The organism is Pseudomonas sp. KCJK9016, from assembly GCF_046231795.1.
GTDB lineage: Bacteria > Pseudomonadota > Gammaproteobacteria > Pseudomonadales > Pseudomonadaceae > Aquipseudomonas > Aquipseudomonas bananamidigenes.
Genome location: NZ_JBJJMM010000011.1, coordinates 29,900 through 42,145 on the forward strand (window position 1 = coordinate 29,900; position 12,246 = coordinate 42,145).

Annotated in this window: 10 protein-coding genes; 2 read left to right on the forward strand and 8 right to left on the reverse strand. The window is 60.1% G+C overall.

Annotated elements, in window-relative coordinates; translation table 11 throughout:
* Positions 1–44: 44 nt before the first annotated feature.
* The 7 genes from ACK6BI_RS12895 to ACK6BI_RS12925 form a co-directional block, all read right to left on the reverse strand.
* Positions 45–1,082, reverse strand: coding sequence for a sugar kinase (locus tag ACK6BI_RS12895; protein WP_409317345.1), 1,038 nt, complete (start codon positions 1,080–1,082; stop codon positions 45–47).
* Positions 1,075–1,857 carry a sugar phosphate isomerase/epimerase family protein gene (locus ACK6BI_RS12900; protein ID WP_409317346.1) on the reverse strand — a complete coding sequence of 261 codons (783 nt, stop codon included), beginning with the start codon at positions 1,855–1,857 and terminating at the stop codon, positions 1,075–1,077. The genes ACK6BI_RS12895 and ACK6BI_RS12900 overlap by 8 nt, the downstream gene beginning before the upstream one ends.
* A gap of 64 nt (positions 1,858–1,921) precedes the next feature.
* A complete protein-coding gene (locus ACK6BI_RS12905) occupies positions 1,922–2,947 on the reverse strand; it encodes a LacI family DNA-binding transcriptional regulator (protein WP_409317347.1) in 1,026 nt (341 codons plus the stop codon).
* A 155-nt stretch (positions 2,948–3,102) separates the two neighbouring features.
* Entirely contained in the window at positions 3,103–3,744 is a 642-nt protein-coding gene (locus tag ACK6BI_RS12910; protein ID WP_409317348.1) for a DUF1345 domain-containing protein, read from the reverse strand.
* Positions 3,745–3,892: 148 nt separating this feature from the next.
* Entirely contained in the window at positions 3,893–4,774 is an 882-nt protein-coding gene (locus tag ACK6BI_RS12915) for a hypothetical protein (RefSeq protein ID WP_409317349.1), read from the reverse strand.
* 129 nt (positions 4,775–4,903) lie between these two features.
* Entirely contained in the window at positions 4,904–7,999 is a 3,096-nt protein-coding gene (locus tag ACK6BI_RS12920; protein ID WP_409317350.1) for a multidrug efflux RND transporter permease subunit, read from the reverse strand.
* 15 nt (positions 8,000–8,014) lie between these two features.
* Complete coding sequence (locus tag ACK6BI_RS12925) at positions 8,015–9,172, reverse strand: efflux RND transporter periplasmic adaptor subunit (protein ID WP_409317351.1); 1,158 nt, start codon at positions 9,170–9,172, stop codon at positions 8,015–8,017.
* Positions 9,173–9,446: 274 nt separating this feature from the next.
* Between ACK6BI_RS12925 and ACK6BI_RS12930 the strand changes: the two genes are divergently transcribed.
* The gene (locus tag ACK6BI_RS12930) at positions 9,447–10,148 is read left to right on the forward strand and encodes a response regulator transcription factor (RefSeq protein ID WP_065261627.1); all 702 of its coding nucleotides are present in this window, start codon (positions 9,447–9,449) and stop codon (positions 10,146–10,148) included.
* Positions 10,149–10,152: 4 nt separating this feature from the next.
* Entirely contained in the window at positions 10,153–11,454 is a 1,302-nt protein-coding gene (locus ACK6BI_RS12935; protein ID WP_409317352.1) for an ATP-binding protein, read from the forward strand.
* 120 nt (positions 11,455–11,574) lie between these two features.
* On the opposite strand, the gene pncA is transcribed toward ACK6BI_RS12935, so the two are convergent.
* The gene (gene pncA, locus ACK6BI_RS12940) at positions 11,575–12,201 is read right to left on the reverse strand and encodes a bifunctional nicotinamidase/pyrazinamidase (protein ID WP_409317353.1); all 627 of its coding nucleotides are present in this window, start codon (positions 12,199–12,201) and stop codon (positions 11,575–11,577) included.
* Positions 12,202–12,246 lie beyond the last annotated feature (45 nt).

Here is a 12,246-nt window from a genome sequence, read left to right on the forward strand (position 1 = left end):
GCTTGTTGTTTTTGTCGCAGCAGGTTCAAAAAATATGTTGCCTGTCAGGGCCTTATCGCGGGCAAGCCCGCTCCCACAGGATCGGTGGTGTGCACAAAATCTGTGAGAGCTGCGGTGTGAAGATTCGACTTGCCAGCGATGGCGGCCTCGAATTCAGCGGTGAGTTCGGATCGGGTCGGCAAACCCTCCATGTCGCCACGGCTCTGCACTGCCCGGCTGCCAATCCAGTTGGCGCGTCTGACGGCCTCGGGAAAACTCAGATGTTCAAGCAGGGCGCTGATCATCCCCACTGCAAATCCGTCCCCGGCACCGACTGTGTCGACCACGGTTTCAACCGGCACCCCGGCGACAAACCCCTGATCCAGATGCGTGCGGTAATACGCACCCTGCGGCCCGAGCTTGATCGCCACGGCTTCGGCACCCTGATCGAGATAGAACGCCGCGATGTCCGCCGGGTCTTCAAACCCGGTGAGCAGCCGACCTTCGCTCAACCCCGGCAATACCCAGTGGGCGAGGGCGGCGAGGCGGTTGATCTCGCTGATCATCTCTCGTTCGCTGGCCCACAGGCTCGGACGCAGGTTCGGGTCGAACGACACGCTGCGCCCGGCGTTGCGCATGCGGGTCATCAGATCTCGGGACATTTCCCGGGCTGACGCCGACAGCGCCGGCGGAATGCCAGTGGCGTGCAAATGTCGGGCATTCAATAGCGTCGGATTAATCGACTGCGGCGACAGATGACTGGCCGCCGAGCCACGACGAAAATACTCGACCGTCGGGTCGCTGCCGTCATCGTTGCGGGATTTGAGCTGGAAACCGGTCGGGTGGGTGTTGTCGACTTGGACATGGCTGCAATCGAGCCCTTCGCGAGCCAGGGTTTCGACAACAAACCGTCCCAGCGAATCGGCACCGACCCGGCTCAGCCATGCGACGTTGAAACCGAGCCGAGAAAGTCCGATGGCCACGTTGCTGTCGGCCCCGGCGATCCGTTTGTGGAACTGGTCGACGGAGGCCAGATCACCGCTTTGTTCGGCGACAAACATGGCCATGGTTTCGCCGAACGACAGAATATCGATCTCAGACATGAGCAGGCTCCAGGCGGGATTGGCCGAGACGGGCGAGAGCGGCGACGTGTTCAGCGGTGAGTTGCACCAGGTCATCGCCCTGCAACGGGTATTCGGCGGCACGCATGACACCTTGGGCCATGTGTCTCAGCAGTTGTTCCCACAGATGCAAGTCAGTAGCAGCCGGCGGCACTGCTACCATTTTGCCGTCGGCGCGACGGGCCACGGCTTTGCAATGCACGTAGCCAACGTGCCGGCCCAGCAAGCGTGCGGCGGTCGCGGCGGACTGGTCCTGCCACTGCCAGTTGCCGATGTCGAAGGTCATCTTGATCGGCAGATTGTGCTGTTCGACAGCGGCGAAGAAACGCTGAAAGGGTTCGATTCGACCGCCGTGCAGGGTCTGGTCGTTCTCAACCAGCAGATGTACCGGGCTTTGTTGAAGGATTGGCGCAAGGGTCCGCAAATCGTTGTTATCGGTGAAGAAGCCCAGCGACACTTTCAGCCACTTCGAACCGAACGCTTCGGCGTTGTGCAACGCGGTGATGAGTTCGGGATTGGGCCGCGACTGACCGGCCAGCCACAGCTCGGTGGGCGAGGAATAAATGCTTTGCAGGCCTGTTGCACGCGTGGCAGCGACGAGTTGTTCGGGGACCTCGTTGGTCAGCAGCTCTTCGCGCCATTCGATGCGATTGGCGCCGGCAGCGGCCAAAACTTCGATGAAAGAGCCTTGGCCACGAAGGCGCACAAGATCGGCGCCGTAGCTGGAAAGGCTGATGGAAACGGCGGGTTTATTCATTGTTATCTACCTCTGAAACCGGTTTCATTTTTGTTCAAAAAAATTTGGTTGGCCCCGCAGGGCCTTATTTCGCCTGGCTGCGCGTTGAGCCGCGCTCGATCAAAACCGGCGCAAAATCCAGGGTCCGCGCCGCTTCATCATTCCCGCGCAACCGCTTGAGCAAGCATTCAAATGCCTGTGCGCCAATCTCGGCGGTTGGCTGAGCGAGGGCAGTAATCCCGCTGCCCACCAGCGGATACCAGTCCAGATCATCCAGGGCGATCACCCCGACATCCTCGAACAACCGGCAGCCGATCTCGCGCAGCGCCAGGGTGCAAACCAGCGCCGCCACGCCGTTGGCGCAGAACAGGGCTTTCGGGCCTGAATCAGGTGTGTTCAAAAAGGTTTGAAGGTCGTTCGCAAGACTCGAACCGGTTTCCAGCACCGCGCCACACATGTGTTCGCGATGGCCAACCTGTTGCTGAAAACTGCCAACCCGCTCGATCCGCGAACTGGTGCCGTCATAGGGTTCGGTCACCAGCAGCACATCGCGATAGCCGCGCTGCTGAAGGTGTTCGAGCGCCATCTCGATGGCCTGCGGGTTGTTCAGCCCGACCATGTCGCTGTCGAGTCCGTCGACCTTGCGATCGACCAGCACCAGCGGCATTTCCCGTTTCAGCTCGTGCAGTTCATCCCGATGATGGCCCAGGGTGTTCACGATCAGCCCTTCGATGTTGTACGAGCGCAACAGCGCCAGATGCTGGCGTTCCTGCTCATCGTCGCGATCGGTGTTGCACACCACCAGGCTGTAGCCGTGTCGGCGGCAGGCGGTTTCCACCCCGTGCATCACGGCAATCGAATAAGGGTTGCGGATATCGGCCACCAGCATGCCGATAAGGCGAGTGCGACCGCGCTTCAGGCCGCGGGCCATTTGATTGGGGCGGTAGCCGAGTTCGGCAATCGCCCGCTCGATACGCTGGGCAATCGCATCGGAGAGCAGGGCACGGTCGTCGCCGATAAAGCGCGAGACGCTGGCCTTGGACACGCCCGCGTGTTGGGCGACGTCGAGCATGGTCACGCGGCTGCGCTGGGCGGCGGAGAAATCGTTCACGGTCTGAAACCTTGTTATTGGATTTGTCAGATCAGATCGCTGTATCAGGATCTGAAACCGGTTTCAGGGAACACCAGAAGAGAACCGATCGTCAAGTGAATGATCAGAAGTTCGTGAGCCACCGACAAGTAGCGCTCAGCAGGGAGTCGCTGACGTCAGCCGAACAACCCGGCGGCGATGTTGATCGAAAACCCGAGGATGGCGGTGTTGAACACAAATCCGATCAGCGACTGCGCCAGCACGATCTTGCGTATCTCTCGCGTGGCCACACCGACATCCGCCGTCTGCACAGCAACGCCGATGGTGAACGAGAAGTACAGGAAGTCCCAATAATTGGGCGTTGTCAGACCTTCGGCAAAGCGCAGTGCCGGTTCCTTGCCGTTCCAGGTATAAAACAGTCGGGCGTAGTGGACGCAGAAAATCACTCCGATCAACAGCCATGAGCCGATGACCGTCAGTGCGGTAAAACCGTAGTGCAGGAGTTTGCGGGTGGTTTCCAGGTCCTTGCTGCCGGCCAGTTCCAGGGTGATGGTTGCGAGGCTGGCCAGCGCCGCGATGCACACCACAAACAGCACCAACCCCGCATTCTCGTCCTCGATGACCGCGATCCTCTTGACGTCCGGTGCCTTGGCACGAACGGTAAGCCACAGCATCAGGGCCAGGTAAGTCCAGACCCCGACGTTCCAGCCAATGAGGATTTTGCTGATGACGGAGTCGGCAGGAACCAGCAGACCGACGGCGAGGCCGAACAGCGCGGCAGCGGAGAGGCGAGGGTGGGTACGGGCGAGGAAGCGCATGCGATGTTCACTGAGATCGAGGGAATAGCAAACATAACATGGATGATGGTGGTGACGAGGGAGGACTATTCCGAAGAGAGGAAAACCTCGAAGTCCTCAGCTTGAAAGGACTTCGAGGTTTTAATGTCGACAGGAAGTTACTTCACAATCAGGGGTTCTCAATACTCATATCACCGGCGGTGATTTCTGCTGTACTACCGTCGCTGGCCGTTCCTCGAAAATGAAAAGTCGCTTCGATTTTTTCGGTTCCAGGTGTCGGAAGTGTACGAAAGGTGATCGAACCGGCAGTCGCTGGATAGGGCTGGATTCCAAACTTGAGGTTCATGAACATACCGGTGACAAGGTTTTTATCGGTCGCGAAATCATAGGCCGTATTTGTTTTGACTTTTTCCGAGACATGGAAAAGCAACCTTTGGTTGTGGTGATCGGGTCTTCCTGACCAATATTCAGACCAAGCCACGGATTTCGGACCAAGATTTGGATCATTTTCCTGGGTGGTCAGATTCACTCCAGTGGATCGGTAACTGAACACTTCTCCGGTTTCAGGTAGCAACACATTGGCGTTGATGGCTCCCTCTGAAACGTCCCCGGAAGCGACCATGTTCTTGCTATCCGCTTTGAGGTTAAATTCGCCTTCAGACAGATTGATCTGTTTGCCATTGGGTGATGTGCCTTTGAAGCGGAAGGTTCCTCTTGCCGTTTCCTTCTCAGTATCAAGCGTGAGCGTCAATTGGCCTTCAAACGCCCGGTACGGTGCATCGACGGTACTGGGTGTGCTTTTGTACCAATTCCCCAGGGCGCCTGAACTGCTACTGGAAAAATCAAAAGTCTTGTCGGTTACACTTTCATCCGGCACATAGAAACTGATGTTTCGGAACTCGTTCGGAAAACCGGGAAGTGCCTGTTCGGCAGTGATGATCCAGTGTTTGCCAGGTATAAGAAAAAGTCTTACACCGTCGAAGAGTGGAAGCTCCGGATCATCTGTTTTCGCAGTGAGTGTGCCTGTTGCGGCGAACTTTGAACTGAACATAATTAGCTCCTGAATCGGGACGTTTTGAGAGAACGCACTTCAGGAGCTACATTAGTGAGAGTGACGAAGGGCCGCTACTGTCAAAGTTGACAGGTATGAACCCTCAGCTTTTTATGACCTATAACTCAATCACTGCCCCGCCCATTTCTTGACAACTTTGATCACCACCACAAAGAACACCGGCACAAAAACCACCGCCAACGTTGCGGTAATCATCCCGCCAATCACCCCGGTACCAATCGCCTGCTGACTCGCCGAACTCGCGCCCGTGGCAATCGCCAGCGGCACGACACCCAGAATGAATGCCAGCGACGTCATGACAATCGGCCGCAAGCGCATGCGTGCCGCTTGCAACGTGGCGTCAATCAGGTCGTGACCTTCGTCATACAGGCTCTTGGCAAACTCGATGATCAGGATCGCGTTCTTCGCCGACAGGCCGATGATGGTGATCAAACCGACCTTGAAAAACACATCGTTGGGCATCCCGCGCAGCGTGACCGCCAGCACTGCACCGAGCACACCCAGCGGCACCACCAGCAGCACGGAAGTCGGAATCGACCAGCTTTCGTATAACGCCGCCAGGCACAGGAACACGATCAGCAGCGACAGCCCGAGCAGAATCGGCGCCTGACTGCCGGACAAGCGCTCCTGCAACGACAGACCGGTCCACTCCTGACCCAGACCTTGCGGGCCCTGAGCCACCAGCCGCTCGATTTCGGCCATGGCTTCACCGGTGGTATGTCCGGGTGAGGGTTCGCCGGAAATCGCGATGGCCGGGTAGCCGTTGTATCGGGTCAACTGCGTCGGCCCCTGAGTCCAGGTTGCCTTGACGAACGCGGACAGCGGCACCATTTTCCCGGCGTCATTGCGTACGTGCATTTTGAGCAAATCATCAACCTGGCTGCGGCGGTCACCTTCGGCCTGCACGACCACCCGTTGCATGCGCCCCTGATTGGGGAAATCGTTGACATAGGAGGAACCGACGGCCGTGGACAGCACGTTGCTGATATCGGCGAACGATACCCCCAGCGCATTGGCCTGCTTGCGGTCCACTTCCAGCTGCACCTGCGGCGCTTCGGCCAACGCGCTTTCACGCACATTCATCAGGATCGGACTTTCTTCGGCGTCATGCAGCAGTTCGGTTCTGGCCTGCATCAGCGCGGCATGACCAAGGCCTCCGCGGTCTTGCAGACGGAACTCGAAGCCACTCGAAGTGCCGAGACCGTCCACTGGCGGCGGCAGTACCGAGAACGCCATCGCATCCTTGATCTGGCTCAGGGCGATGTTGGCGCGGTCGGCAATCGAGCTGGCCGAGTCGTCGCTGCCGCGATGCGACCAGTCCTTGAGCGTGGTGAACGCCAGTGCGGCGTTCTGCCCGCTGCCGGAGAAGCTGAAACCAAGGATCACCACGCTGTCGCTGATGCCCGGTTCGCCATTGTTGTGCGCTTCGAGTTGTTCGGCGACCTGCACGGTACGGTTCTTGGTCGCGCCCGGCGGCAGTTGAATGTCGGTTATGGTGTAACCCTGGTCCTCGACCGGCAGGAACGAGGAGGGCAGACGTGCGAAGCACAGGCCCAGACCGACCAACAGCACAACGTAAATCAGTAAATAGCGACCGGTACGTTTCAGCGCGTAACCAACCCAGCCCTGGTAGCGATCACTCAGTCGTTCAAAGCGACGGTTGAACCAGCCGAAGAACCCGGTTTTCTCGTGATGTTCGCCCTTGTCCACCGGTTTGAGCAGCGTGGCGCACAGTGCAGGAGTCAAGGTCAGGGCGAGGAAGGCCGAGAACAGAATGGAGGTGGCCATGGACAGCGAAAACTGCCGGTAAATCACGCCCACCGAACCCTGCATGAACGCCATCGGAATGAACACCGCGACCAGCACCAGCGTGATGCCGATGATCGCACCGGTGATCTGCCGCATCGCCTTGCGCGTCGCCTCTTTCGGTGACAGGCCTTCAGTGGCCATGATCCGCTCGACGTTCTCGACCACCACGATGGCGTCGTCCACCAGAATGCCGATGGCCAGCACCATGCCGAACATGGTCAGCACGTTGATCGAGAAACCGAGCGCGAGCATGGTCGCGAAGGTGCCCATCAGCGCCACCGGTACCACCAGCGTCGGGATCAGCGTGTAGCGGATGTTCTGCAGGAACAGGAACATCACCGCGAACACCAGCAGCATCGCTTCGCCGAGGGTGTAGACCACTTTGGTGATCGAGACCTTCACGAACGGCGAGGTGTCGTAAGGGATCTTGTATTCCACGCCCTTCGGAAAGTAACGCGACAGCTCATCCATTTTTGCCCGGATCAGTGTTGCGGTACTCAGAGCGTTGGCGCCCGGCGAGAGTTGCACGCCGACGGCGGTGGAGGGTTTGCCGTTCAAGCGGGTGCCGAACTGGTATTCCTGGCTGCCGATTTCCACCCGTGCCACATCCTTGATGCGCACGGTGGAACCGTCCGGGTTGGCCTTGAGCACGATGTCGGCGAACTCTTCCGGCGTCGACAATTGCCCCTTGACCAGAACCGTCGCGGTGATTTCCTGAGTGCCAGGGTTCGGCAGATCGCCGATGCTGCCGGCAGAGACCTGAGCGTTCTGCGCGACGATGGCGGCGTTGACGTCAGCCGGCGTCAGGTTGAAACCGATCAGCTTCTGCGGATCGACCCAGATCCGCATCGCTCGCTCGGCACCATACAACTGGGCCTTGCCGACACCGTCGATGCGTTTGATTTCGTTCATCACGTTGCGCGCCAGGTAATCGCTGAGCGCCACGTCATCGAGCTTGCCGTCGCTGGACGTGAGACTGATCAACAACAGGAAGCCGGCGGAGACCTTCTCCACCTGCAAGCCTTGCTGATTGACCGCCTGCGGCAGACGCGACTCGACGGCCTTCAGTCGGTTCTGCACATCGACCTGCGCCAGTTCCGGGTTGGTGCCGGGCTGGAACGTCGCCTTGATCGTGGCGCTGCCCAGGCTGCTCTGCGATTCGAAGTACAGCAAGTGATCGGCGCCGTTGAGCTCTTCCTCGATCAGGCTGACCACGCTTTCGTCGACGGTCTGCGCCGAGGCGCCCGGGTACACGGCATAGATTTCGATCTGCGGCGGTGCGACGTCCGGGTATTGCGCCACCGGCAACTGCGGGATGGCCAGCGCGCCGGCCAACAGGATGAACAACGCGACGACCCAGGCGAATACCGGGCGGTCGATAAAAAATTGCGGCATGGAAGAGCGTCCTGCTTACTGACCAGAGGTCTGGGCAAGTGGAAGAGGGGTGTCGTCGATCTGCACGGTTTCACCGGGGCGGGCGTGCTGCAAGCCTTCGATGACCACGCGGTCGCCGGCCTTCAGGCCGCCGGTGACGATCCAGCGATCATTTTGTACGGCGCCCAGCTGCACCGGTTGCAGGGCGACGCGCATCTGATCGTCGACGGTCAGCACCTGGGCGACACCGGCGCTGTCACGTTGAACGGCACGTTGCGGCACAGTAAGGCCATGCTGGATCACGCCTTGTTCCAGTCGCACGCGCACGTAGCTGCCGGGCAGCAAGTCGAGGTCCGGGTTGGGGAACTCGCTGCGCAGAACGATCTGCCCGGTGCCCGGATCGACCGTAATGTCGCTGAACAGCAACTTGCCCGGCAGCGGATAGAGACTGCCGTCGTCCTGGATCAGCGTGGCCTTGACCTGATCTTGGCCGACCTGCTGCAACTGGCCGGAGCGGAAGGCCCGGCGCAGCTCGTTCAATTCACGGGTGGACTGGGTGAGGTCGGCGTGGATCGGGTTCAGTTGCTGGATCAGTGCCATGGGCGTGGTTTCGTTCTGGCCGACCAGTGCGCCTTCGGTCACCAGAGCGCGGCCGACGCGGCCCGAAATCGGCGCGGTGACGGTGGCGTAACCGAGGTTCAGCTTCGCCCGCTCGACGGCGGCCTTGTTGGCGGCAACCTCGGCGGCGGTCTGCCGGGCAGTGGCGCGGGCGTTGTCGTAGTCCTGAGCGCTGATGGCCTTGTCGTCAACCAATTGGGCGTAGCGTTGCTCTTGCAACTTCGCCTGGAAGGCGTTGGCCTCGGCCTTGCGCAGGGCGGCTTCGGCGCTGTCCAGATCAGCTTTGAACGGTGCCGGGTCGATGCGGAACAGCACGTCACCCTTTTTCACGTCGCTGCCTTCGCGGTAGGTGCGTTGCAGCACCACGCCGGCCACCCGGGCGCGGACTTCGGCGATGCGTGGCGCGGCAATGCGTCCGCTCAGTTCACTGGTGATCGAGAGGGGGCGTGCCTCAAGGGTTTCGACCCGCACCGTGGCCGGTGGCGTCTGTTCCTCGGCGTCCGAGGATTTATCACACGCACTCAGCGTCAGCGCCAATGCGATCAGGCCGAGCCCGGCCAGCAAATTCTTCGACATGTACAACCCCCAATATTGATCTGCGCATCCTACGGGCAGGCACCGAGGGTAGCGGTGAAGCTTTGTAGGCGCTGTGTGAAATTGTGTAAGGGTTTTGCTCAGGGACGATTGCGGGCGTATATCCTTTACGCCTTGAATTATTTCGTGACTGTTAAACCGCTTTCGCGAGCAGGCTCGCTCCCACAGGTTTTGTGAACGACGCAAATCCAATGTGGGAGCGAGCCTGCTCGCGAAGGGGGCCTGACAAACACCACCGCGATATCTGGACACCTCAATGCCCAACATCCTCCTGGTCGAAGACGACACCGCCCTCGCCGAACTGATTTCCAGCTACCTGGAACGCAACGGTTATTCCGTCAGCGTGATCGGGCGTGGCGACCATGTGCGCGAGCGGGCGCGGCTCAATCCGCCGGATCTGGTGATTCTCGACCTGATGCTGCCGGGCCTCGACGGCTTGCAGGTCTGCCGACTGCTGCGCGCCGACTCCGCGACGCTGCCGATCCTGATGCTCACCGCCCGCGATGACAGCCACGATCAGGTGCTGGGCCTGGAAATGGGCGCTGACGATTATGTCACCAAGCCCTGCGAACCACGGGTTCTGCTGGCGCGAGTGAGGACTTTGCTGCGCCGCAGCAGCCTCGGCGAGCCGATGACCGCCAACGATCGCATCCTGATGGGCAATCTGTGCATTGACTTGTCCGAGCGCACCGTGACGTGGCGCGATCAACCGGTGGAGCTGTCCAGCGGCGAATACAACCTGCTGGTGGTGCTGGCCCGTCATGCCGGTGAGGTGTTGAGTCGCGATCAGATCCTGCAACGCCTGCGCGGCATCGAGTTCAACGGCACCGACCGTTCGGTGGACGTGGCGATTTCCAAGTTGCGGCGCAAGTTCGACGACCACGCCGGCGAAGCGCGCAAGATCAAGACTGTGTGGGGCAAGGGTTATCTGTTCAGCCGTTCCGAGTGGGAATGCTGAGTCGATGTTCAGAATCCTGTTTCGCCTGTATCTGGTGACGATCGTTTCCTACAGCGCGGCGATCTATCTGGTGCCGGATCTGGTGGTGATGGCGTTCAGGGATCGTTTCGTCACCTATAACCTCGACTATTCCCGTGGCCTGCAATCGCTGATCACCAAGCAGTTTCGCGCCGTGCCGCAGGATCAGTGGCCGGCGGTTGCCGCTTCGATGGACAAGGACTTCCAGCCGCTGCACATCGTCCTGGCCCGTATCGACAACGCCGATTTCACCCCGATCGAACAAGAGCGTCTGCGCCGCGGCGAAAACGTGGTGCGTATCGGAGATTGGGGCTGGCGCACGCTGGCGGTGACACCGTTGAACGGGGAAATCGCCGTGCAAATGGTGGTGCCGCCGGATCCGATGGACGTGAACCTGCTGTACTGGAGCATCAACGTATTGATCGGCGCGAGCCTGCTGGCGTGCCTGTTGCTCTGGTTACGCCCGCACTGGCGGGATCTGGAGCGACTCAAGGGCACCGCCGAACGTTTCGGCAAGGGTCATTTGAGCGAGCGTACGCAAATCGCTCCGAGTTCGAACATTGGCAGTCTGGCAACCGTGTTCGACACCATGGCCGGCGACATCGAAAACCTGCTCAATCAGCAGCGCGACCTGCTCAATGCGGTGTCCCACGAACTGCGCACACCGCTGACCCGTCTGGACTTCGGCCTGGCGCTGGCGCTGTCCGATGACTTGCCGCAAACCAGCCGTGAACGCCTGCAAGGTCTGGTCGCGCACATCCGCGAACTCGATGAGCTGGTGCTGGAGTTGCTGTCCTACAGCCGCCTGCAGAACCCGGCGCGTCTGCCGGAGCAGGTCGAGGTCGCGCTGGACGAATTCATCGACAGCATTCTGGGCAGCGTCGACGAAGAACTGGAATCGCCGGACATCGTCATCGATGTGTTGCTGCACAACCAGCTGGAACGCTTTTCTCTCGATCCGCGTCTGACCGCCCGGGCGATTCAGAACCTGTTGCGCAACGCCATGCGCTACTGCGAAAAGCGCATTCAGATCGGCGTGCAGGTCTGCCCCAAGGGTTGCGAGATCTGGGTGGATGACGACGGGATCGGCATTCCGGAGGATGAGCGGGAACGAATTTTCGAGCCGTTCTACCGACTTGATCGCAGTCGTGACCGGGCGACCGGAGGGTTTGGCCTGGGACTGGCGATCAGCCGGCGTGCGCTGGAAGCGCAGGGCGGGACGTTGACGGTGGAGGGCTCACCGTTGGGTGGGGCACGGTTCAGGCTATGGCTACCGACCCCGACCTGATATTGGCACGATACCCGTGGCGAGGGAGCTTGCTCCCGTCGGGCTGCGAAGCAGGCCTCTATAAAGGGCCGCTGCGTGTCCTTGGCGGGAGCAAGCTACCTCGCCACAAGTCTTCATTCCTCAGAGCAGTTCAGTGGACTGGATCAATCCGACCCCGGCCACCTGCATCCGTTCGATCGCCGAGGCCAGTGATCCGTTCATGTCGATTGCCCGGCACGCATCCAGCACCACAAAGGTATTGAACCCTGCCGCCCGCGCGTCCAGTGCGGAAAACATCACGCAAAAATCCAGCGCCAGCCCGACCATGTATACCGTGTCGATCCCGCGCTCTTTCAGATAACCGGCCAGCCCGGTGGTGGTCGCCCGGTCCGCCTCCAGAAACGCCGAATAACTGTCGATGTCCGGGTTGCAGCCCTTGCGGATGATCAGCTGCGCGTGGGGCAAGTCGAGACCGGAATGAAACTCGGCGCCGTGTGAGCCTTGAATGCAATGGTCCGGCCAGAGAGTCTGCTCACCGTAGGGCAATTGAATCACTTCATAGGGCTGGCGACCGGGATGACTGGAAGCAAATGAAGCGTGGCCCGTCGGGTGCCAGTCCTGGGCGACGATCACTTGCTTGAACTGCCCGGCAAGACGATTGATCAGCGGGACGATCAGATCACCCTCGGGCACGGCCAGTCGGCCACCGGGAGTGAAATCGTTCTGGACATCGATGACCAGCAATGCGGTGCGCGTCGATATCGGCATGTAAGGGGGCCTCCCTGGAGAATGACTTGCCAAGCATAGTGACAA

What these genes read in the sequence shown, in the direction of transcription:
- ACK6BI_RS12895 (WP_409317345.1), bottom strand. Translation starts at nt 1,082, where the DNA reads ATGTCTGAGATCGATATTCTGTCGTTCGGCGAAACCATGGCCATGTTT.
- ACK6BI_RS12910 (WP_409317348.1), bottom strand. Translation starts at nt 3,744, where the DNA reads ATGCGCTTCCTCGCCCGTACCCACCCTCGCCTCTCCGCTGCCGCGCTG.
- ACK6BI_RS12925 (WP_409317351.1), bottom strand. Translation starts at nt 9,172, where the DNA reads ATGTCGAAGAATTTGCTGGCCGGGCTCGGCCTGATCGCATTGGCGCTG.
- ACK6BI_RS12920 (WP_409317350.1), bottom strand. Translation starts at nt 7,999, where the DNA reads ATGCCGCAATTTTTTATCGACCGCCCGGTATTCGCCTGGGTCGTCGCG.
- ACK6BI_RS12935 (WP_409317352.1), top strand. Translation starts at nt 10,153, where the DNA reads ATGTTCAGAATCCTGTTTCGCCTGTATCTGGTGACGATCGTTTCCTAC.
- ACK6BI_RS12915 (WP_409317349.1), bottom strand. Translation starts at nt 4,774, where the DNA reads ATGTTCAGTTCAAAGTTCGCCGCAACAGGCACACTCACTGCGAAAACA.
- ACK6BI_RS12900 (WP_409317346.1), bottom strand. Translation starts at nt 1,857, where the DNA reads ATGAATAAACCCGCCGTTTCCATCAGCCTTTCCAGCTACGGCGCCGAT.
- pncA (WP_409317353.1), bottom strand. Translation starts at nt 12,201, where the DNA reads ATGCCGATATCGACGCGCACCGCATTGCTGGTCATCGATGTCCAGAAC.
- ACK6BI_RS12930 (WP_065261627.1), top strand. Translation starts at nt 9,447, where the DNA reads ATGCCCAACATCCTCCTGGTCGAAGACGACACCGCCCTCGCCGAACTG.